This window comes from Azospirillum sp. A1-3 (assembly GCF_023806445.1).
Taxonomy (GTDB): domain Bacteria; phylum Pseudomonadota; class Alphaproteobacteria; order Azospirillales; family Azospirillaceae; genus Azospirillum.
This window is the reverse complement of the sequence record NZ_JAMSLU010000006.1, coordinates 473,047-493,268: the sequence shown is the minus strand read 5'-3', so window position 1 is coordinate 493,268 and position 20,222 is coordinate 473,047. Positions and strand designations below refer to the sequence as shown.

Sequence of the window (20,222 nt, the reverse complement as noted above, 5' to 3'; positions counted from 1 at the left end):
GTCAGGCGCGGGCGCGCTCGATCTCCACGCCGACGCTGGCGGCGTCGGGGAAAACGTCCAGCTTTTCCACCCGCACCTTGGCCATCGTCACCCGCGCGTCGGCGAGGCAGCGCTCGGCGATGCGTTCGGCCAGCGTCTCCACCAGCGTGACATGGCCCTGGGTGACCACGCCCTTGACGATGGTCGCCATGTCCTCGCCGGTGACGCCGGGGGCGATCACGTCGAGGTCGAGGTTCAGGCGGATGCGCTGGGGCTTCAGCCGTTCATGGGCATAGACGCCGATCAGCGCGTCCATCACCAGATCGCGGACGAAACAACGGGTGGACAGCGCCGCCGGGGCCGAACGCGGCACCGGGGCGGTGACGGTGGCGAAGAGCTTGTTCATGGGCGACAGCCCTAACACGGCGGCCCCACCGCTGCCAAGCCGCCGTCCCCGCCAACGCCTATGCCGGACGGACAGGTCAGGGGCGGAGTCAGTGCATCTCCGAGCGGATGCGCTCGCGCAGCACGTCGATCGGGCGCAGATCCTCGCCCTCTTCATAATGCCAGAAGGTCCAGCCGTTGCAGGCCGGCAGCCCGGCCAACGCCGCGCCGACCTGATGGATCGAGCCGCGATGGTCGCCGCGCGGGCCGGAGCCGATCAGCGTGCCGTCGGCGCGCACGCGGGCGGCGACGCGGCGGCGCTGGTCGAACAGGGTCGAGCCGGGGCGCAGCAGCCCGCGCTCCACCACCCAGCCGAAGGGAATGCGCGGCGCGCTGCGCTTGGGCGGCGTGTCGAGGATGGCAGCCTCCGGCGCTTCTTCCACCGCGTCGATGCGGGCCTGGGCCGCCTTGACGTAGGTGTCGTCGCGCTCCAGCCCGATCCATTTGCGGCCCAGCCGCTTGGCGACAGCGCCGGTGGTGCCGGTGCCGAAGAAGGGATCGAGAACCACGTCGCCGGGACGGGAAGAGGACAGGATCACCCGGTACAGCAGCGATTCCGGCTTCTGCGTCGGGTGGGTCTTCTTGCCTTCCTCGTCGCGCAGGCGTTCGCCGCCGCTGCAGATCGGCAGCAGCCAGTCGCTGCGCATCTGAAGATCCTCGTTGAGGTTCTTCATCGCCTCGTAATTGAAGCGATAGCGCGCGTCCTTGTCGCGGGCCGCCCAGATCATCGTTTCGTGCGCGTTGGCGAAGCGGGTGCCGCGGAAGTTCGGCATCGGGTTGGTCTTGCGCCAGACGATGTCGTTCAGAATCCAGAAGCCCAGATTCTGCAGCGTAGCGCCGACGCGGAAGATGTTGTGATAGCTGCCGATCACCCACAGCGAGCCTTCCGGCTTCAGGATGCGGCGGGCGGCCGTCATCCAGTCCTGGGTGAAGCGGTCATAGGCTTCGAAATCGTCGAACTTGTCCCATTCGTCATCCACCCCGGCGACGCGGGTGTGGTTCGGCCGCAGCAATTCACCGCCCAACTGCAAGTTGTAGGGCGGATCGGCGAAGACGAGATCGACCGAAGCGGGCGGCAGATCGTTCATGAGAGCGATGCAATCGCCGACCAGGATACGGTTTTCAGGGAGCATTTTACGACCGGCAAAGAACTGGGACTCGGCCGGACAATGAGTCGCGGCCGAGTCGCCGTCAACAGCTTTCTTTGCCAAGTGACGGCGGGTCAGCCGCTTAGTGCCTTTTGCCGTTTCACTGGTGCAAAACTGACTCGGTGATGCGGCGTGACACCATGGCGGGTCAGCGCTTCCAGATGCTCAGGCGTCGGATAGCCGGCGTTTCGGTCCCATCCATAGTGTGGATACAGCACCGACAACCGCAACATCTCGCTGTCGCGCGCCACTTTGGCGAGAATAGAGGCGGCGGCGATGGACTGGCTGCGGCTGTCGCCCTTGACGACCGCCACCCGCTCGCACGCGATGTCGGGGGTGAATTTGCCGTCCACCAGCGCTGCGTCCGGGGCCGGGCCGGGCAGCGCCAGATAGGCCCGTTTCATCGCCAGCAGCGTCGCCTTGTGGATGTTCAACTCGTCGATCTCGGCGGCCGACGCCTCGGCGATGGCGAAGGCAAGCGCATGGGCGCGGATCGCCGGTTCGATCTCCTCGCGCAGGCGGCGGGTGACCGCCTTGCTGTCGTCGATCTGGGCGGCGATCTCCGGCGGCAGCCCTTCGGGGGCCAAGACCACGGCGGCGGCGACCACCGGGCCGCAGAGCGGGCCGCGCCCGACCTCGTCGATGCCGCAGACGCGGCGGCCGGGGCCGAAGCCGGCCTCCAGCGACAGATCGGGCCGCTGCCGGGGAACGGCTGCTTTGCGGGGCGCTTTGGCAGGCATCGGCGGGCGGCCTTCCGGATAGGGGACGGGATGGGGCCGCTTGATAGCGGCGGCGGAGTCCGGGCGCAAGGCCGCGCCCATTTGCCTCAAGCAAGCTCTTGAGAAGCGAAGCGCGGCTGCGCTATGGATGCGCCCCGATTTGCCGGATCAGTGAAAGCCGGACCACGCCATAACCCGCCACGCCATCACCCGAGAAGCAGGCCATGACCGAAACGACCCAGACCGCCGCCGAATGCCCCTGCCGTTCCGGCAAGCCGCTGGACGCCTGCTGCGGACCCTATCTGGCCGGCATGCCCGCCCCGACGGCCGAGGCGCTGATGCGCTCGCGCTATTCGGCCTTCGCCACCGGCAACATCGACTACCTGCATGACACGCTGCTGCCCAGCACCCGCGACGACTTCAACCGTGAAGAGATCGAGACCTGGGCCAAGAACAGTGTGTGGACCGGCGTGGAGATCCGCTCGACCGAGGCCGGCCAGCCCGGCGACAGCGACGGGGTCGTGGAGTTCGTCGCCCGTTTCAGCATGAACGGCAAGCCGATGACCCACCATGAGACCAGCCGTTTCACCCACCAGGACGGCCGCTGGTACTATGTCGACGGCCAGTTGGGCGCCCGTCCGCGCAGCGGCCCCAAGGTCGGCCGCAACGACCCCTGCCCCTGCGGCAGCGGTAAGAAGTACAAGAAGTGCCACGGCGCGTGAGCCTGCATGCCTGACGGTCGGCCCTGAGTCGCGGCAGAATCGTCACGCTGCACCTGCACAAAAATGGCGAAATCGCACCCGCCCCGCCTGACCGACAGGCGGCGGCGGTGCTTTTGTTGTGCGAGAATCGTGAAAGTGCGCAATCACGATTGAATTATGGGTCGGAACCGATCATCCTTCGCTGGCCCTGTTCCGGGTCTCCCTTCTTTGGTTCTTGCCGGGATGGGGTTTAACACGACAGATGAGACGATACTGATGTTCGACCGTCCGCAGCGCTCTTCCTTCCGCGCTCCTGAGATCACCCAGCGCGACATCCGCGCCACCGTCAAGTGGTTCAACGCCACCAAGGGCTTCGGCTTCGTCACCCCCGACGATGGGTCGCCCGACGCTTTCCTGCACTCCACGGTTCTGCAGTTCTGCGGACACGACAGCCTGCCCGAAGGCGCCACCATCACCTGCGATCTGTCGCGCGGCCCGAAGGGCCCGCAGGTCGCCACCATCCACGCGGTCGACACCTCGACCGCCGCTCCGAGCCGTCCGTCGCGCGCCCCGCGCGAGCGTGACAGCTGGGGCAACGACGGCGGCTACGGCGGCGGCAACAGCTACGGCGGCAGCCGCGGCGGTTACGGCGCCGACAGCTACGGCGATTCGGAAGGCGGCGAAACCGTCGACGGCACGGTGAAGTGGTTCAACGTGTCGAAGGGCTTCGGCTTCATCGCCCCGTCCACCGGCGGCAAGGACATCTTCGTGCACATCCGTGCGCTGGAGCGGTCGGGCATCAGCGGTCTGGACGACGGTGCGCAGGTCCGCGTCACCATCCGCCAGGGCGCCAAGGGTCCCGAGGCTCAGCGCATTGAGATGGCCTGATCTCTCATCGGTCGTTGTGATGTGAAAAAGCCCCCGCTCCGGTTGGAGCGGGGGCTTTTTTTTTAATCCTCTGATCAGGTTACATTTCCGATGTTTCTTATCCTGTCCCAGTAATACCAAGCCCTAGCAACCTTAACTTCTTGCCTGCCCCTTCTCTGAACTAAATAGTTGTGCTCATTTATTAAATATTCTCTGATCCACTCATTTTGATGCGTTCTGGCGTAATTCGTGTTTAGAGACTCAGAGGGTGCCTTTCCAAGAAAGCCTAGAAAACTTCTAAAGAGGCTGTCGCCGTTTGACTTTTCGTTGTAGAAGTTAATTGTCCATTCTGAAGTATGCGATCCGTTCTTGTTGCGGATTTCCGTTAATATGTCGGGAACTTTTGGTAAAGGTGTAGCTAACTTTCCCTGCTGTCCAGAGATTGCAAGAGGAAGAAGGACTGACAATTCTATTTTTAGGTCTTCGTCCCATATAGTAACAAAGCTTCTAATTATATCAATACATTGAGCTGCGTCTCTGAGGCCGAGTCCATAGAAAACTAGTCCGCTGCTAATATAATTGTCTAGTGTATATCCAGGGGGGATGCGGAATCTATTTGCGTCAACACCATATTGCGTCACTAAGCTTTTTACGAAGTTTTCTATTATTGGTTCTTTGAATCGATATGTTCTGTCGAAAAACCTGCTCAGGTAACTTTCTGAGTCAAAGCTATCGCCATATACTGCTTTGATGGACTTCTGTAGCTGATCTGTATTCGTGCTCACAATGAACACACAACCATCTACATCAAATATGTGTTTTATTCGCTCCAGCATTGATATCGAGAATGTTGGCCTGCATCGGTCAAGTTCGTCTATAACTATAAATAATGGTAATTTTGCGGTGAAACAATCGTTATCTTTCATGAATAAACTAAATGAAGATTTAAACTCTTCGATAACACTTCTCCTGCTTCTGAATACTTGCAGGAATTCATTAGCGCTGCTTTCGATAGCATCTTCGACGGGTTTTGCAGCAGCCTTGGCCGTTTCAGAAAGATTTATATCTGTTACAAGATTCTTTAGCTCGTCGGCGCCTTCTCCAATGAACTTTCTAAGCCAATGCATTCCGGCACCTTTTGCGACCGAAAGCGCAATATAGGAACCTTTGCGAACGACCCCTTCCCACCTGTTGGTTTTTTCACCTTCTATCTGCACGAATTTTGATATCTCTGTATCAATTGCCGAAATTACCGGCAGCATAGGATCATCTGCGTGATCATCTTTCCAAGCGTCAACCTCAACCACAACGTAACCAAAATATCTCAATTGCTTCGCTAATCGCAAAATGAAAAAAGTCTTTCCTCGTCCCCAACCTGCATCCAAATTCAACACGTATGATCGATGCAAGCCACGATTCTCTCTTTCTTTTATCCTTCCAATAAGAAATTTTTGCAGAAATTCAGCGTCCTGTCGTCTATTTAACTGGTCATCCTCCCAGATGATTTCGATCATGTCGTTGTCGAAATCCTCGTGTATTGCTTTGCTCATCTAATAAGCCCTTTCATTGGAATATATTAACACCCCATCACCCGCTCCGACGGGAAGCGCAGCCGCACCGTGGTGCCGCGTCCCGGCGCGCTGTCGACGGCGATGCCGCCGCCATGCAACTCCACCAGCGCGGCGGTCAGCGGCAGGCCGAGGCCGGAGCCGTGCTGCGTCGCCGTCATCCGGTCGTGGGCCGGATCATGGATCTGGGCGAAGGCGGTCAGCGCCTGCGGAATGCGCTCCGGTGGCATGCCGCGGCCGTCGTCGGCGACCGCCAGGATCAGGCCGCCGGCTGCGTCGCGCTCCGCCGACACCGTTACATGGCCGCCGGGATCGGTGAATTTCAGGGCGTTGCCGACGAGGTTGGTCAGCATCTGCCGAACCAGCGACGGATCGGCCCACAGCACCGGCAGGTCGGCCGGCAGCCGGGCCGACAGCGCCACACCCGACCGCTCGGCCCGCGCCGCCATCATCGACAGGGTGGCGTCGACGATCAGGGCGGGCGGGCAACCCTCCTCATGCAGCTCCAGCCGCCCGGCCTCGATGCGGGCGAGGTCGAGCAGGTTGTTGATCAGTTCCAGCATATAGTCGCCGGCCGCGACGATCTGCGCTGCCGCCTCGCCATAGCGCGGGCTGCCCGGCGGCCCCAGCAGCTGGTCGCGCAGGATTTCGGCAAAGCCCATCACCGCGGTCAGCGGCGTGCGCAGCTCGTGGCTCAGGTGATGGACATAGTCGGACTTGCGGCGGTTGGCGGCGGCCAGCTCCAGCGCCCGTGCCTTCAGGTCGGTGATGTCGGTGCGCAGGCCGACGGTCCCGCCGTCGCAGGTCCGCCGCTCCTCGATCCGCAGCCAGCGGCCATCGGCCAGCTGCACCTCCATCGGCGGGCCGCCATGGCGGTGGAGGTCCAGCCGCCGGGCGATCCAGTCCTCCGCCCGCTCCGGCGGGATCCGATAGAGGCCGCGCCGCATCCCGTCGTGCAGCAGACTTTCGAACAGTGTGCCGGGCTGCGCCAGATCGGGGTTGGAGATCTTCAGGTCGCGGTAGCGCCGGTTGAACAGCACCAGCCGGTCTTCGGCGTCATACAGGACGAAGCCCTCGCCGATGCTGTCGATGGCGTCCAGCAGCAGCCGGTGCGCCCGCTCCGCCCGCTGTTCCGCCCGTGCCCGGCCGGTGATGTTGCGCAGGATGCAGAGGATGCGGTCGCCGTCGTCGGAAAGGGCGACCAGCCGGGCCTGGAACACCGCGTCGCCCTCTCCGCCGGTTTCCCGATTGACCGGCAGATGGATGTCGACGCTGGCGGTGAGGGCGCCTGCCGCCACCCGTTCCAGCGCCTCCACCAGCGGTCCGGCGGCGGCTTCGGGCAGCACCTCCTGGATGCGGCCGTTCAGGAAGCGCTGGGCCGGGATGCCGAGAGCGGCAGGGCTGCCGGCGGCGAAGTCCAGGATGCTGCCGTCGCGCCGCAGCTCGAACCGCAAATCGGGATAGGCGTAGGACAGGGCGACCAGCTGTTCGTTCAGCCGCGCTACCTCCTGCCGGGCGGCAAGATCGGCCGGCGCCTCCACCAGCGCGAGATAGCACCCCGGAACAGGGCCGATGCGCACGGTCAGAGACAGCGCTTCACCGCCGGCGCCGCGGATGGTCACGGCGCGCTCGGCGGCCGCCGTCGGCGCCGGTCCGGCAGGCGTCATGCGCAGAGTTCCGCCCATCGCGTCGGGGTCGAGCAGCTTGCGGGCCGCCCGGTTCAGCCAGACCACGCCGCCATCCTCCGCCCGCACCAGCCACAGCGGCGTGGCAAGGTCGGTCAGCAGGGTCAGGTCCGGCAGAGTCAACTCCGGTAGGGCGGGCATTGTGGCGGACAGGGACGGCATCGGCTCCCCGGCGGCGGGCGTTCCGGACAGGGTTCTGTCGCGTCTTGGAAGGATAGCACAATGGCATGAAAACAGCCAGCCGTTGAGGCGTAGCCGCTCACCCGTCCGTCGGCGTGTCCCAGTAATGGCAGGCGACATGGTGGCCGGGCGCCACCTCCTCCAGCGCCGGGACCGCCTGGGCGCAGAACTCCCGCGCCAGCGGGCAGCGGCGGCGCAGCGGGCAGCCGTTCGGCTGGCCGAAGGCGGACGGCGCATCGCCCTCCAGCGCCGGGCGCTCGCCACGGGACGCCGCCAGCATGGCGCGGCTGTAGGGGTGCAGTGGCGCGGTGCGCAGGGTCTCGGCGTCGGCGCTCTCCACCACCCGGCCGGCCAGCATCACGATGCCGCGATGGGCGTCGCGCAGCCCCTCGTCATAGCGGTCGGTCGCCAGCACCAGCGACAGGCGGCGGCGATCGCGCACCGCCATCAGCGTGTCGAGGAAGGTCTCGCGCTCCTCCGCCGACAGGCTGGCCGCCGGTTCGTCGGCGATCAGCACCCGCGGCTCCGGCAGGATGGCACGGGCGAGGCCGGCATGGGCGGCCTCCGCCACCGTCAGGGCCGCCGGCCAACGCAGCGCCGCCTCGGGGCGCAGGCCGGCTTCCTCCAGCGCCTCGTCGATGCGATGGTCGCGGCGGTCGGCGGCGATGTCGGGGCGCAGGCTCTCCAGCGCAAGGTCGAACTGGGCGCCGACGGTCATGACCGGGTCGAAGGACGCGGCCGGGTCGGGGAACAGCGGCTGCAGGTCGCGGCGGGCACGGCGCAAGCCGACATGATCGGGCCTGCTCTGGTCGGGGCCGCCGCGGTCGGGGTCCTCCCCCGCGGCCGGCGGCGCCGAGGCGGCCATCAGGTCGCGGCCCATCCACACCACCGCCCCCGCCGTCGGCGGCGGCAGGCAGAGCAGCGAGCGGGCGAGCGTCGCCTTGGCGCTGCCGGTCTCACCCAGCAGGGCCAGCGTCTCCCCCGTCCGCAGATCCAGGTCGATGCCGTGCAGGACGGCCAGCGTCCGCGCCTCCCCCTTCGGACCGGGGGAGAGCGGATAGGACATGCCGACGCCGCGGGCATGCAGGCGGGCGGTGCCCGGCGGCTCCAGCGGCGTCAACGGGGCGGTGCGCGGAGTCCTCGGCGGCAGCAGACGGCCGCGGCGGAGCGAAAGCACATGGTCGGCGGGACCGGCCACCCCGTCCTCCGGCCGGCCGGCGAGGATCAGCGCCACCCCGTCGGCCCGCGCCCAGTCGGCCAGCCGGTGGAGAAGCCGCAGCCGCACCGTCGGATCCAGCCCGGCGGCCGGCGCGTCTGCCAGCAGCACCGCCGGCCCCACCGCCACCGCCATGGCGAACAGGCAGGCCCAGCGCAGGGAGTCCGGCAGTTGTTCGGGCGGCAGGTCGAAGCGGCGGGCGGCGGCGGGCACGCCCATGCGGTCCAGCCCGTCGGCGGTCCGGCGCAGCGCCGACCGCAGATCCAGCCCGAGATGGTGGCCGACGACCTCCGCCACCTGCAGGGCCAGCGGCCGGCGCGGCGCCAGCCGTCCGCCCTGGGCGATCAGCAGATGGCCGTCGACGCGGATGCCGCCGGCCATGTCGACACCGGCCGGGGCCCCGGACGATGTCTGACCGGCGAGCGCCGCCAGCAGGGCGGTCTTGCCGCTGCCGGCCCCGCCGGTGATCGCCAGCACCTCACCCCGCTCCACCCGAAGGCTCGCGCGGTCGAGCAGGACGCGGTCGCCCAGCATCAGGGTCAGCGCCTCGGTCTCCAACGGCGCGGGCTTTGCGGAGATGTGGTTCATGACTTGCGGCTGTTCATGGCTTGCATGCCGTCGGCGATGGCGCAGGCGGCCCAGAGGGCGAGCGCCAGCAGCAGAGCCGGCGGGGCGAAGGCCACCGGGTCGCCCAGCCGCGCCGCCAGCCCGACCGAGGCGCCCCAACTGCCCAACGCCGGCGGCAGGCCGAGGCCGAGCAGGCTGGCGAAACTCTCCGCCGCCAGCACGCGCGGCAGGGCCAGCGTTCCGGCGGCCAGCAGCGGGCGCGTCAGGTTGGGGATCAGGTGCCGGCGCAGCACCTCGGCCTCCGGCAGGCCGGCGGCGCGGGCGGCGGTCAGGAACTCCGCCCGCAACAGGGCCGACAGCTCGGCATGGGCGAGCGCGGCGACCGCCGGGGCAGCGGTCAGGGCGGTGACCAGGGCCAGCAGCCAGACCTTACCCATCAGCCCGCCGGCCAACGGGATCAGCAGGGCGAGCGGCCAGCCGGCCATGCGGTGGGCGGCGGCGATGACGCGCCGCTCCACCCGGTTGCCGACCAGATTGCCGAGCAGCCCGGCCAGCAGCGCCCAGCCGATGCCCAGCGCCCCGCCCAGCACCGCGGCCAGCAGCGCGAAGGACAGGCTGCCCCGCCCGTCGAGCAGCGCCGCGGCGACCGGGTCGGCGTCCAGCCGGTGGACCGCGCTGCCGTCCGCCATCAGCGGCGCCGCGGCGCAGGCGAGCGCCAGGGCGGCAAGCACGGCGGCCCCGGACAGCTGGCGGGCGAAGCCGGCGCGCGGCGGCTCCGGCGGTACCGGGTGGGAAAGCGGCGATTGGTCGAACTCGGCCATCAGGATCCTTCGCGGCGGTCACGCCCCCTCATAGGGCGTGGAGCTGTGGTTGGCCGGGTCGATCCAGTCGCGCACCCCAAGGCCCAGCGCGTTCAGCAATGCGGTCAGCCCGCCCAGCGCCAGCAGGGCCGGCACCGCCCCGGCGGCCGAGCCGGCACGGGCGGCATCGATCATCAGCACCCCGGCCCCCGGCAGGTCCAGCAGGCTTTCCAGCGCCACCGCCCCGACCATCGCCGCCAGCACCGCGGCGCGCAGCCCGCCCATCACCGGGGCGACCGCCTGCGGCAAGGCGTGGTGCCGCAGCACGGTGCGTTCGTCCAGCCCCAGCCCGCGCGCCATGCGCACCGCCGCGCCTTCCGGCCCGGAGCCCAGGGCGCGGCCCATCGCCGGACGCGCCAGCCGGGCGGCCTGACAGGCGGCGGGAATCGACAGGGCGGTCCAGGCCAGCGGCGCCGCCGACGCCCCCGCCCGCACCGCGAGCGCCGCGACGGCGGCAAGTAGGAAGCCCGGCAGCAGCGGCCCGGCCCCGGCCAGCAGCCGCCCGACCAGCCCGCCGGCCGACCGCGGCGCCACCGCCGCCCAGGATCCGGCCAGCGTGCCCAGCGCGGTGCCGACCGCCAGCGACGGAAGAGTGAGCAGAAGCGTGACCACCAGCCCGCGCAACAGCGCCATGGCGGCATCCGGCTGCGGCACCACCAGCGCCGACAGCCCCACCCCGGCCGCCATCGGCAGGACGGCGGTCGGCACGGCATCGATCAGGCGGCGGATCACGGGACGCGGCATCTGGGCAAAGGGACCGGTGGGGAAAGATCCAATAGGTACGACATGCGACCGTAAGCGCCCCACCCCCGCCGGGCAACAGAATTAGCGCCGGCCGGCGCCTCCATCCCGGGGGTTTGCCGCGACACCCGATCAGAGCAACGACGCCGGGTTCAGGTGTGTACGTCCATGAGGCCCGGAGAATTTTGCCCGGGAAGACTTGGTGCCGCCGTAGGAACCGCGCTGCACCGTCCGGTCGCTTCAATGAGGCCCGAGCATTTCTGCCCGGGAAGACCACTCTGCCGCGGATCTTCCGCGCTATCCCTGATGCCGCTTCAATGAGGCCCGAGCATTTCTGCCCGGGAAGACTCCGCCCAGACTTCGGCCCATCCACCCTTGGTGTTGGCGCTTCAATGAGGCCCGAGCATTTCTGCCCGGGAAGACCGAGATCGACATCATCACCACCCTGAGAAAGCAGCTTGCTTCAATGAGGCCCGAGCATTTCTGCCCGGGAAGACGCATGGGATCCAAGCTGCGCAACACGGTGCGCAGCAATGCTTCAATGAGGCCCGAGCATTTCTGTCCGGGAAGACCCCCATCCCCGCCGCCGCTGTCGCCGCCGGCATCGTCGCTTCAATGAGGCCCGAGCATTTCTGCCCGGGAAGACGAAACTGATGTGGCCCGGCGCACGGGTCGTGAAAGCGCTTCAATGAGGCCCGAGCATTTCTGCCCGGGAAGACCGTTCCGCCACACCGTCGCTGGCACCTACCCAGATTTGCTTCAATGAGGCCCGAGCATTTCTGCCCGGGAAGACGCGATCCTCGCCTGTCGCGTCGCGCACCAACAGGTCGCTTCAATGAGGCCCGAGCATTTCTGCCCGGGAAGACCTGCCCGCACGAAGGAGGGCTGAGAGGATGCGGATGATGCTTCAATGAGGCCCGAGCATTTCTGCCCGGGAAGACGCTGCGCGAAATGATGATCGCCGCCCTGCTGAAGGCGCTTCAATGAGGCCCGAGCATTTCTGCCCGGGAAGACCATTCACTCGCTGCCTGCCGGCCACCCCCTGGCTTGCTTCAATGAGGCCCGAGCATTTCTGCCCGGGAAGACACGGTGGTGATCAGCGTCGACAGGGTGCCGCCGCCGGCTTCAATGAGGCCCGAGCATTTCTGCCCGGGAAGACCGGCTTGGCGATCGGCGGGCGGCTGGGGTGGAGGACCGCTTCAATGAGGCCCGAGCATTTCTGCCCGGGAAGACAAGGCGTTGGGCGCCTTTTTGCTGAAGCGGCTCTGCGCTTCAATGAGGCCCGAGCATTTCTGCCCGGGAAGACAGGCTGCCACTGCCTCTGGATCGTCCGGCGGTATGGGGCTTCAATGAGGCCCGAGCATTTCTGCCCGGGAAGACACGGCCCCCTCAGGCGCCCTCCAACTCCGGCACCCTGCTTCAATGAGGCCCGAGCATTTCTGCCCGGGAAGACCGCCACGCTGAACGACCGGACCTTCCGGGCCGCTTTGCTTCAATGAGGCCCGAGCATTTCTGCCCGGGAAGACCCGGAGCTAGTGGAGCTTGAAGGGTGGGGTGAGGTGCCGCTTCAATGAGGCCCGAGCATTTCTGCCCGGGAAGACGGCCACCCTGCAGCCCACTGAAAAGCAATGTGGATTCGCCACGTTTGCGAGGGGTCCGTGTTCCTGACCGGTCGGTCAGGATTTGCCGGTTCCGTTTCGTTCTTCACCTTGTCAAAGAACCTCGCAAAATCAATATGATCGCCTGATGCGAGCGGTAGACGGTGATTCGCGTGCGTCCCAGCGCTCGCAAGGCGACGTGAGCAGCGGAACAAAGGTAGCACAGGTTGAGGGGGCTCGCCAGCATCGTCCTCAGACCGGCCCCGACCACGCCCGTCTCCAACCCATACCCGTGTCCCCTATACCCGACCGCCACGCTTGACTTTCAGCACCGATTTTGTACTATATCACCGCCTGCTCCGCCGGAGAGGCCTGGGCCTGCCGACAGGGGGCCTTGCATCCGTCATATCGCTTTGCACGAGGATGTGACATGAGCACTGCCATTGCCCTCCGTTCGCCCGATTCCGGCGAATCGCTGTCCCGCTACATCAACGACACGCATCGTTACCCGGTCCTGCCGGCCGAGGACGAATACATGCTGGCCAAGGCCTGGACCGAGCATGGCGATGTCGATGCGGCGCACAAGCTGGTCACCAGCCATCTCCGTCTCGTCGTCAAGATCGCCGGCGGTTACCGCGGCTACGGCCTGCCGCTGTCCGACCTGATCGCCGAGGGCAATCTCGGCCTGATGACCGCCGTCAAGAAATTCGAGCCGGAACGCGGTTTCCGCCTGTCCACCTACGCGATGTGGTGGATCAAGGCCTCGATCCAGGATTACATCCTGCGGTCCTGGAGCCTCGTGAAGATCGGCACCACCGCCGCGCAGAAGAAGCTGTTCTTCAGCCTGGGCCGCCTGAAGCGGAAGCTGGGCGAATACGGCAGCGGCGACCTGCAGCCCGACAGCGTCACCAGCATCGCCAACGACCTGTCGGTGCCGGAAGAAGACGTGGTCGCCATGAACCGCCGCCTGTCCGCGCCGGTGGCCTCGCTGAACGCGCCGATGAGCGCCGACGGCGATTCCGGCGAATGGCAGGACCTGCTGGCCGACGAGCGTCCCTCGGTGGAGGACTCGCTGGTCGAGCGCGGCGAGGCCCGTCAGCGCAGCGCCCTGCTGCACGAGGCGATGGGCGTGCTGAACGACCGCGAGCGCGACATCCTCACCAGCCGCCGCCTGTCCGACAGCCCGCTGACCCTGGAAGACCTGTCGGTCCGCTACGGCGTCAGCCGCGAGCGCATCCGCCAGATCGAGGAAAAGGCCTTCGAAAAGGTCGCCCGCCAGACCCGCGTCCTGGCCGCCGCTGTCGCGGCCTGACGGCACCCTTGCTAACAGCTGTTGCGTACCCTGCGGCTCCCTCGTCATGATCGCGGTCCGGTTTGAAAAGACCGGACCATTCCGCCCGCCGATCATCCTGAGGAGTCCGCGATGCCCAGCTATCCCGCCGCCTATCAGGCCAACAAAGGCTCGGCGCTCGACGTCGATCGCGCTTTTTACGGGCGCATCGGGTCGGAGACCGGCGGGCGGGAGCTGGTGGACAGCTTCGTAGTGCCGATCCGCTCCGGCCGTGCCTGGACCGTGCCGGCCGGCCATGTCTTCCGCATCGTCACCATCGAGGGACCGCAGGTCGCCGACCTCAACATCTGGAACCGCCACAACCCGCGCGAACGCTTCTGGGCCTCGCGCACGCGGCAGCTCCAGCAGGCGCATGTCAGCACTTTCGACCGGCTGTGGTCGACCCTGCCCTATCTGCGGCCGCTGGCGACGATCACCCACGACACGCTGGTCGATTACGGCATCGACGAGTATGGCGGCCGGGTCCACGACCTGCTGGGCACCCGCTGCGATCCCTACGTCAACCGCATGCTGACGGGGGAGGATTTCCATCACCACTGCCATTCCAACCTGACCCGCGCCGTCGCCCCCTATGGCCTGACCGAGTTCGACGTGCATGACGTGCTGAACGTCTTCCAGGTCACCGGGCTGAACGCCGAGGACAAGTATTTCATGAAGGCCTGCCCGGCCAAGAAGGGCGATTTCCTGGAGTTTTTCGCCGAGATCGACCTGCTCTGCGCCCTGTCGACCTGCCCCGGCGGCGACCTCAGCGTGCCGCTGTGGGGTCCCGACGCCCGTGACCCGCTGGAGGTCTGCCGCCCGCTGGGCGTCGAGGTCTACCGGCTGGACCCAGCGCTGCTGGCGGGCTGGTCGCAGCCGGAGGTCGCGGCCTATCGCGGCAACCACGGCATGACGCTGCCGACCCCATCCTGGGAGAAGGGCCCGGCGTAATGGCGTGAAGCCCTACTCCACCTCGGTCAGCAGCCAGTCCTTGAAGCGGCGCACGCGCCGGGCCCGCTCGGCGCCCGGCGCGTGGGCGATCAGGTAGCAGCCGCGCGGGCGCAGGGTCTCGGGCATCGGCTGGACCAGCCGGCCCGACGCCACATCCTCCCGCACCAGAAAGACCGGCAGCAGGGCCACCCCCATGCCGGCCGACGCCGCCTCGATGATCATGAAGAAATGCTCGAAGGCCAGCGACAGCGCCGATTCCGGCAGCGGCAGGCCGAAGGCGCCGAGATAGACGCGCCAGGAATCGGGCCGGGTGGTGTGCTGCAAAAGCCGGTGCTGCGCCAGATCGGCGGGGTGGCGCAGCGGCGGCCCCTGCTCCAGCAGCGACGGCGCGCAGAAGACGCCCATCGTTTCCGGCATCAGCGTCGCCGTCTCGGCCCCCGGCCATTCCTCCACGCCATAGCGGATGGCGACGTCGATGCGCTCCTTGGCGAAATCGACGCGATGCTCGCCGATGCTGACCTCGACCTGGATGTCGGGGTTTTCCGCCTGGAAGCGCTTCAGCCGCGGGATCAGCCAGCGCTGGGTCAAGGTGGGCAGCGCGCTGACCCGCAGCACCCCGCCCTCCTGCGCGCGGGCCGCCCGCGCCGCCGCGGCGATGCGGTCGAGCGCCGCCGACGCCTCGCCATAAAAAGCGGCGCCGGTCGGCGTCAGCTCGATTCCCCGGCCGACGCGGCGGATCAGCTCGACGCCCAGATCCGCCTGCAGGGTCTGCATCATGCGGCTGACCGCCCCCTGGGTCACCGCCAGCTCGTCGGCCGCCCGGGTGAAGCTGAGATGGCGGGCCACCGCGACGAAACTGCGGACGGCGTTGAGCGACGGGAGGGCGCGTTCGGGCATGGACAAACCGAATCATGAGTTGAACTCATAAATCTCTGCCCGAGAACTCGTTTGTCAAGTCTGCGGCGATACGCTCTGCTTGGTCCACCAACAGCCATCCCTGAAGGCCACCCTCCGATGACGACGCTGACGCCCTTCCACATCGCCTTCCCGGTCGACGATCTCGCCGCCGCCCGCCATTTCTACGGCACCGTCCTGGGTTGCCCGGAGGGGCGCAGCAGCGACGAATGGATCGATTTCGACCTGTTCGGCCATCAGATCGTCGCCCACCTGAAGCCGCGCGATCCGAACGCCGCCCCGGCCCATCACAACCCGGTGGACGGCCACGACGTGCCGGTCCCGCATTTCGGCGTCGTGCTGCAGCCCGCCGATTGGGACGCCCTGGCCGAAAAGCTGAAGGCCGCCGGCATCAAGTTCGTGATCGAGCCCTACACCCGCTTCAAGGGTCAGGTGGGCGAGCAGTCCACCATGTTCTTCCTCGACCCCGCCGGCAATGCGCTGGAGTTCAAGGCGTTTGCGGACATGTCGCAGCTGTTTGCGAAGTGAGGGGGTGGGCTTAGTTTTGCCCCCTCCCTAACCCTCCCCCACCTTCGGTGGGAGATGGAACTCCGCTGCACCGGCACTTAACTCCCTCTCCCGCGGAACGCGGGGGAGGGTCGGGGAGGGGGCAACAGCACCTCCCCCCTCACCCGCACCCCGCCATCATCAGCCCCAGCGTCTTTTCGTCCGCCTGATCCGGCATCACCTCGCCGACGATGTGGCCGTCGAACATGACGACGATGCGGTCGGACAGCGCGCGGATCTCGTCCAGTTCCACCGACACCAGCAGGATGGCCTTGCCCTGGTCGCGCAGGGCCACCAGCCGGCGGTGGATGAACTCGATGGCGCCGATGTCGACGCCGCGGGTGGGCTGGCCGACCAGCAGCAGGTCGGGGTTGCGCTCGATCTCGCGGGCCAGCACGATCTTCTGCTGGTTGCCGCCGGAGAAGTTGGCCGCCGCCAGCGACCCGTTGCGCGGGCGGGTGTCGTACTCCTCCATCCGGCGGGCGCAGTCGGCGGCGATGGCCTCCCGGTCCATCAGAACCCGTCCGTTCCAGGCCGGATCGTCCTGAAACCCCAGGATCGAGCATTCCTCCGCCGAAAAGCTGGTGACGAGGCCGACCTTCTGCCGATCCTCCGGCACATGACCCACGCCAAGGCCGCGCAGCGCGCGAGCGTTGAAGCGGTCGGGGCGCCCGGCAAGTTCCTCCCCGCGCAGGAGGACGGAGCCGCCGGCGATGGGCCGCATGCCGGCCAGCGCCTCCAGCAATTCGGACTGGCCGTTGCCGGACACACCGGCGATGCCGACGATCTCGCCGGCCCGCACCGACAGGCCGACCCCCTTCACCCGCTCCACGCCCGACGGATCGCGTACCCGCAACCCCTCGACCCGCAGCACCTCCGCGCCAGGATTGGCCGGCGTCTTGTCGACGCGCAGCAGAACCTTGCGGCCGACCATCAACTCGGCCAGATGCTCCCGGCTGGTGTCGCGGGTGGCGACGTTGGCGACCACCTGCCCGCGCCGCATCACCGTGACGTTGTCGGTCAGCTCCATGATCTCGCGGAGCTTGTGGGTGATGATGATGACCGTCTTGCCCTGCTGGCGCAGCGCCCGCAGGATGCGGAACAGATGGTCGGCCTCCTGCGGGGTCAGCACGCCGGTGGGCTCGTCCAGGATCAGGATGTCGGCGCCGCGATAGAGCGCCTTCAGGATCTCCACCCGCTGCTGGGCGCCGACCGGCAGATCGCCGACCGGGCTGTCGAGATCGACCTCCAGCCCATAGTCGCGAGCCAGCCGGGTCAGCTCTGTGCGTGCGCGGGCAAGGCCGCCCGCCAGGGTGACCCCGCCTTCCGCCCCCAACAGCACGTTCTCCAGCACGCTGAAGGGGTCGACCAGCATGAAGTGCTGGTGAACCATGCCGATGCCGGCGGCCAGCGCGTCGCGCGGGGTGCGGATGGCGGCAGGATTGCCGTTCACCCGGATTTCCCCGCTGTCGGCGCGCAGATAGCCGTAGACGATGCTCATGATCGTCGACTTGCCGGCGCCGTTCTCGCCGATCACCCCGTGGATCGTCCCGGCCGGCACCGACAGCGACACGTCGCGGTTGGCGTGGTTGGCGCCGAACCATTTGTTGATCGCCACCGTTTCCAGGGCGACCGGCGCGCTTCCCTCAGTCATCAAGCAATCCGGGCTCAGGGCTGGTACGGCTTGACCGTCAGCGAGCCCGCGATGATCTGCTTCTTCGCCTCTTCCAGCTTCGCTTCCATCTCCGGCGTGATCAGCTTGCGGTTGTTGTCGTCCAGCGCATAGCCGACGCCGTCCTCCTTCAGCCCGACGACGCGGTGGCCGGGCTTCCAGCTGCCGTCCTTCGCCGCCTTCATGCAGTCATAGACGACGACGTCCACCCGCTTGACCATGGAGGTGAGGACGCTGCCGGGATGGACATGGTTCTGGTTGCTGTCGACGCCGATGGACAGTTTGCCGGCATCGGCCGCCGCCTGCAGCACGCCGAGGCCGGTGGCGCCCGCCGCGGCGAAGACCACGTCGGCCCCGCGCGAGAACTGGCTCTTGGCCAGCTCCGCCCCGCGGCCGGGGTCGTTCCAGGCGGCCGGGGTGGTGCCGGTCATGTTGACGAAGACCTCGTCGTTCGCCGCGACATGCTTCACGCCCTGCTCGTAGCCGGTCAGGAAGTTGCGGATCAGCGGGATGTCCATGCCGCCGACGAAGCCGACCTTGCCGGTCTTCGAGGCCAGCGCCGCCGCCATGCCGACCAGATAGGATCCCTCCTCCTCCTTGAAGGTCACGGACTGGACGTTCGGGGCGTCCAGCTTGTCGTCGATCAGGCAGAACTTGGTCTTGGGCGATTCCTTCGCCACCTTCTCCACCGCCGCGGTCTGCGAGAAGCCGACGGCGACGATCACCGAGGCGCCGCGGCGGACCAGCGTGCGCATCGCCTGCTCGCGCTGGCCCTCGTTGGTGATCTCGAACTCGCGGTAGGCGGTGCCGGTCTCTTTCTTGAACCGCTCGGCGCCGTTGAAGGCCGCCTCGTTGAAGGACTTGTCGAACTTGCCGCCCTGGTCGAACACCACCGCCGGCGAGAAGTCGTCGGCCAGCGCCGGAACGCCGGCCGCCGTGATCGCCGTCATCGCCAGCATGCCGGCAAGAATACGCGTCTTCATGTCCCACCCACTCCCGACTGCGGAAACTTGACCCAAAGGATAACCGCGCCATCATTCCGCACAACAGGGAAAGCGGACGAAGCGGTGCAGCGAATCGCGGCGCCCCCGGTTGACGGCAGGGGCGGGGGCGTTTATCACCCCCGCCGATGGTCTTTGCGACGAACTGGTCGCGAGAAACCGGTACGACCGGCCACGGGAATTGGGGGGCGACGCTCGGTGGACGAAGTCTGGGTGCTTTTGCAGGGAATCGTTCTCGGATTCGCCATCGCCGCACCCGTCGGGCCGATCGGTCTGCTGTGCATCCGCCGCACCCTGCAGCATGGGCCCCTGATGGGCTTCTTCACCGGGTTCGGCGCCGCGGTGGCCGACACCTTCTATGGCGCCATCGCCGCCTTCGGCGTGTCGGCGGCGCTCAGCTTCCTGCGCGGGCACGAGATCGCCTTCCAGCTGGTCGGCGGCATCTTCCTGCTGGTGGTTGCGGTCCGCACCTTCCGCCAGCATCCCGAAGCGGAGGAGCGCGAGGCCGCGGCCGCCCCCGACAGCAAATCCTGGTTCACCGGCTTCATGACCGGCCTGTCGCTGACCCTGACCAACCCGGCGACCATCATGGCCTTCATCGCCATCTTCGCCGGCTTCGGACTGGGCGGCACGCTGGACCGGCTGGAGGCGTCGACCCTGGTGCTGGGCGTCTTCATCGGGTCGTCGCTGTGGTGGATGACGCTGGCGATGGGTGTCGCCGCCGTGCGTCACCGCATCTCCGACCGCGGGCTGACCATGCTGAACCACTGCACCGGCGTGGCGCTGGGCGTCTTCGGCCTGTGGGCGCTGGGCATGGCCGCCACCGGCATCGTCGGGATGGCGACCGCCTGAAGACTTGTTCAGCAGCCGGCTGACGGCGTGACGCTCGGCGCTTCCCCGGCCGTACCGCCCTTGCGCAGCAGGTGCAGGTGCTTGGTCAGCCGCCACAGATACAGGCCCACCAGCACCACCAGCAGCCCGATGGTGAAATAGCCGACCAGCCGGTGGGCGAAGGGCCAAGTCGACAGCATGTAGCCGGTCCAGGCCAGCAGCAGCGTCCACAGCACCGACCCGATGCCCGACGCCAGCGAATAGTTCAGGATCGACATCCTGCAGGCGCCGGCCGGAATCGAGATCAGCGTCCGCACCCCCGGCACCGGCTGCGAGAACAGCACGGCCAGCCCGCCGCGCTTGGCGAACCAGTCGGTGCTCTGCCGCACCTTCTTCGGGTTGATGGTCAGCCAGGGGCCGTATTTCTTCAGGAACGCCTCCAGCCGCTCGCGCCCCATCAGGCGGCTCGGCAGGAACCAAACCAGCTGCCCGGCCAGCGAACCGAGCCCGCCGGCGACGGCGATCCCCACCAGCGAGAACTCGCCGGTCGCCGCCCCGATCCCGGCCAGCGGGATCACCGACTCGGAGGGAAGCGGCGGAAACACCCGCGCCAGCGCCACCAGAAGGAAGATCCCGATATAGTGAAGATGGTGCATTACCTGCACCAGCCAGTCCGTCAACCCGCCATCCATTCCGTCCGTCC

18 protein-coding genes and 1 CRISPR repeat array are annotated in these 20,222 nt (G+C 67.1%); of the genes, 6 read left to right on the top strand and 12 right to left on the bottom strand.

Going from position 1 to position 20,222, the window contains the following annotated elements; translation table 11 throughout:
* Window position 1: 1 nt before the first annotated feature.
* The 3 genes from M5E06_RS30125 to rnhB form a co-directional block, all read right to left on the bottom strand.
* Entirely contained in the window at window positions 2–385 is a 384-nt protein-coding gene (locus tag M5E06_RS30125) for a dihydroneopterin aldolase (RefSeq protein WP_109153939.1), read from the bottom strand.
* Window positions 386–473: 88 nt separating this feature from the next.
* Window positions 474–1,556 (bottom strand): site-specific DNA-methyltransferase, encoded by a 1,083-nt coding sequence (locus tag M5E06_RS30120; RefSeq protein WP_109153940.1) that lies wholly within the window; start codon window positions 1,554–1,556, stop codon window positions 474–476.
* An 89-nt stretch (window positions 1,557–1,645) separates the two neighbouring features.
* Window positions 1,646–2,311, bottom strand: a complete 666-nt coding sequence (gene rnhB / locus M5E06_RS30115; protein WP_109153941.1) for a ribonuclease HII — start codon at window positions 2,309–2,311, stop codon at window positions 1,646–1,648.
* 203 nt (window positions 2,312–2,514) lie between these two features.
* Between rnhB and M5E06_RS30110 the strand changes: the two genes are divergently transcribed.
* Together M5E06_RS30110 and M5E06_RS35710 are read left to right on the top strand one after the other, a co-directional pair.
* Complete coding sequence (locus M5E06_RS30110) at window positions 2,515–3,012, top strand: YchJ family protein (protein ID WP_252141382.1); 498 nt, start codon at window positions 2,515–2,517, stop codon at window positions 3,010–3,012.
* Window positions 3,013–3,267: 255 nt separating this feature from the next.
* Window positions 3,268–3,879, top strand: coding sequence for a cold-shock protein (locus M5E06_RS35710; RefSeq protein ID WP_109153943.1), 612 nt, complete (start codon window positions 3,268–3,270; stop codon window positions 3,877–3,879).
* A 74-nt stretch (window positions 3,880–3,953) separates the two neighbouring features.
* Here M5E06_RS35710 and M5E06_RS30095 read toward each other — a convergent pair whose 3' ends face one another.
* The 5 genes from M5E06_RS30095 to M5E06_RS30070 all read right to left on the bottom strand — a co-directional run bounded on the left by M5E06_RS30095 (window position 3,954) and on the right by M5E06_RS30070 (window position 10,678).
* On the bottom strand, window positions 3,954–5,372 hold the full coding sequence (locus M5E06_RS30095; RefSeq protein WP_252141381.1) for a KAP family P-loop NTPase fold protein: 1,419 nt from the start codon (window positions 5,370–5,372) through the stop codon (window positions 3,954–3,956).
* 62 nt (window positions 5,373–5,434) lie between these two features.
* The gene (locus M5E06_RS30090) at window positions 5,435–7,273 is read right to left on the bottom strand and encodes a sensor histidine kinase (protein ID WP_252141380.1); all 1,839 of its coding nucleotides are present in this window, start codon (window positions 7,271–7,273) and stop codon (window positions 5,435–5,437) included.
* A 97-nt stretch (window positions 7,274–7,370) separates the two neighbouring features.
* Window positions 7,371–9,095 carry an ABC transporter ATP-binding protein gene (locus M5E06_RS35705; protein ID WP_286209034.1) on the bottom strand — a complete coding sequence of 575 codons (1,725 nt, stop codon included), beginning with the start codon at window positions 9,093–9,095 and terminating at the stop codon, window positions 7,371–7,373.
* A complete protein-coding gene (locus M5E06_RS30075) occupies window positions 9,092–9,895 on the bottom strand; it encodes an ABC transporter permease subunit (protein ID WP_252141379.1) in 804 nt (267 codons plus the stop codon). The genes M5E06_RS35705 and M5E06_RS30075 overlap by 4 nt, the downstream gene beginning before the upstream one ends.
* A gap of 18 nt (window positions 9,896–9,913) precedes the next feature.
* Window positions 9,914–10,678, bottom strand: coding sequence for an ABC transporter permease subunit (locus M5E06_RS30070; protein WP_252141378.1), 765 nt, complete (start codon window positions 10,676–10,678; stop codon window positions 9,914–9,916).
* A gap of 234 nt (window positions 10,679–10,912) precedes the next feature.
* Window positions 10,913–12,276: a CRISPR direct-repeat array (repeat unit 37 nt; unit sequence GCTTCAATGAGGCCCGAGCATTTCTGCCCGGGAAGAC).
* Between the two features lie 427 nt (window positions 12,277–12,703).
* Here M5E06_RS30070 and rpoH point away from each other — a divergent pair.
* Window positions 12,704–13,585 (top strand): RNA polymerase sigma factor RpoH, encoded by an 882-nt coding sequence (rpoH, locus tag M5E06_RS30065; protein ID WP_252141377.1) that lies wholly within the window; start codon window positions 12,704–12,706, stop codon window positions 13,583–13,585.
* A 111-nt stretch (window positions 13,586–13,696) separates the two neighbouring features.
* Window positions 13,697–14,554, top strand: coding sequence for an urea carboxylase-associated family protein (locus M5E06_RS30060; RefSeq protein ID WP_252141376.1), 858 nt, complete (start codon window positions 13,697–13,699; stop codon window positions 14,552–14,554).
* Between the two features lie 12 nt (window positions 14,555–14,566).
* Here M5E06_RS30060 and M5E06_RS30055 read toward each other — a convergent pair whose 3' ends face one another.
* Entirely contained in the window at window positions 14,567–15,451 is an 885-nt protein-coding gene (locus M5E06_RS30055; RefSeq protein WP_252141375.1) for a LysR substrate-binding domain-containing protein, read from the bottom strand.
* A 117-nt stretch (window positions 15,452–15,568) separates the two neighbouring features.
* Between M5E06_RS30055 and M5E06_RS30050 the strand changes: the two genes are divergently transcribed.
* The gene (locus M5E06_RS30050) at window positions 15,569–15,997 is read left to right on the top strand and encodes a VOC family protein (RefSeq protein WP_109084408.1); all 429 of its coding nucleotides are present in this window, start codon (window positions 15,569–15,571) and stop codon (window positions 15,995–15,997) included.
* 139 nt (window positions 15,998–16,136) lie between these two features.
* Here the strand turns inward: M5E06_RS30050 and M5E06_RS30045 are convergent, their stop codons facing one another.
* Window positions 16,137–17,669, bottom strand: a complete 1,533-nt coding sequence (locus tag M5E06_RS30045) for an ABC transporter ATP-binding protein (protein ID WP_252141374.1) — start codon at window positions 17,667–17,669, stop codon at window positions 16,137–16,139.
* A gap of 14 nt (window positions 17,670–17,683) precedes the next feature.
* On the bottom strand, window positions 17,684–18,670 hold the full coding sequence (locus M5E06_RS30040; RefSeq protein WP_252141373.1) for a BMP family lipoprotein: 987 nt from the start codon (window positions 18,668–18,670) through the stop codon (window positions 17,684–17,686).
* Between the two features lie 231 nt (window positions 18,671–18,901).
* Between M5E06_RS30040 and M5E06_RS30035 the strand changes: the two genes are divergently transcribed.
* Window positions 18,902–19,540: a LysE family translocator gene (locus tag M5E06_RS30035; protein ID WP_252141372.1), complete on the top strand. Its 639-nt coding sequence runs from the start codon at window positions 18,902–18,904 to the stop codon at window positions 19,538–19,540.
* 8 nt (window positions 19,541–19,548) lie between these two features.
* On the opposite strand, the gene M5E06_RS30030 is transcribed toward M5E06_RS30035, so the two are convergent.
* Window positions 19,549–20,211: a DedA family protein gene (locus M5E06_RS30030; protein WP_109155039.1), complete on the bottom strand. Its 663-nt coding sequence runs from the start codon at window positions 20,209–20,211 to the stop codon at window positions 19,549–19,551.
* Window positions 20,212–20,222 lie beyond the last annotated feature (11 nt).

What these genes read in the sequence shown, in the direction of transcription:
- M5E06_RS30075 (WP_252141379.1), bottom strand. Translation starts at nt 9,895, where the DNA reads ATGGCCGAGTTCGACCAATCGCCGCTTTCCCACCCGGTACCGCCGGAG.
- M5E06_RS30090 (WP_252141380.1), bottom strand. Translation starts at nt 7,273, where the DNA reads ATGCCGTCCCTGTCCGCCACAATGCCCGCCCTACCGGAGTTGACTCTG.
- M5E06_RS30060 (WP_252141376.1), top strand. Translation starts at nt 13,697, where the DNA reads ATGCCCAGCTATCCCGCCGCCTATCAGGCCAACAAAGGCTCGGCGCTC.
- M5E06_RS30045 (WP_252141374.1), bottom strand. Translation starts at nt 17,669, where the DNA reads ATGACTGAGGGAAGCGCGCCGGTCGCCCTGGAAACGGTGGCGATCAAC.
- M5E06_RS35705 (WP_286209034.1), bottom strand. Translation starts at nt 9,095, where the DNA reads ATGAACCACATCTCCGCAAAGCCCGCGCCGTTGGAGACCGAGGCGCTG.
- M5E06_RS30040 (WP_252141373.1), bottom strand. Translation starts at nt 18,670, where the DNA reads ATGAAGACGCGTATTCTTGCCGGCATGCTGGCGATGACGGCGATCACG.
- M5E06_RS30110 (WP_252141382.1), top strand. Translation starts at nt 2,515, where the DNA reads ATGACCGAAACGACCCAGACCGCCGCCGAATGCCCCTGCCGTTCCGGC.
- M5E06_RS30125 (WP_109153939.1), bottom strand. Translation starts at nt 385, where the DNA reads ATGAACAAGCTCTTCGCCACCGTCACCGCCCCGGTGCCGCGTTCGGCC.
- M5E06_RS30095 (WP_252141381.1), bottom strand. Translation starts at nt 5,372, where the DNA reads ATGATCGAAATCATCTGGGAGGATGACCAGTTAAATAGACGACAGGAC.
- M5E06_RS30120 (WP_109153940.1), bottom strand. Translation starts at nt 1,556, where the DNA reads ATGCTCCCTGAAAACCGTATCCTGGTCGGCGATTGCATCGCTCTCATG.
- rnhB (WP_109153941.1), bottom strand. Translation starts at nt 2,311, where the DNA reads ATGCCTGCCAAAGCGCCCCGCAAAGCAGCCGTTCCCCGGCAGCGGCCC.
- M5E06_RS30050 (WP_109084408.1), top strand. Translation starts at nt 15,569, where the DNA reads ATGACGACGCTGACGCCCTTCCACATCGCCTTCCCGGTCGACGATCTC.
- M5E06_RS35710 (WP_109153943.1), top strand. Translation starts at nt 3,268, where the DNA reads ATGTTCGACCGTCCGCAGCGCTCTTCCTTCCGCGCTCCTGAGATCACC.
- M5E06_RS30030 (WP_109155039.1), bottom strand. Translation starts at nt 20,211, where the DNA reads ATGGATGGCGGGTTGACGGACTGGCTGGTGCAGGTAATGCACCATCTT.
- M5E06_RS30055 (WP_252141375.1), bottom strand. Translation starts at nt 15,451, where the DNA reads ATGCCCGAACGCGCCCTCCCGTCGCTCAACGCCGTCCGCAGTTTCGTC.
- rpoH (WP_252141377.1), top strand. Translation starts at nt 12,704, where the DNA reads ATGAGCACTGCCATTGCCCTCCGTTCGCCCGATTCCGGCGAATCGCTG.
- M5E06_RS30070 (WP_252141378.1), bottom strand. Translation starts at nt 10,678, where the DNA reads ATGCCGCGTCCCGTGATCCGCCGCCTGATCGATGCCGTGCCGACCGCC.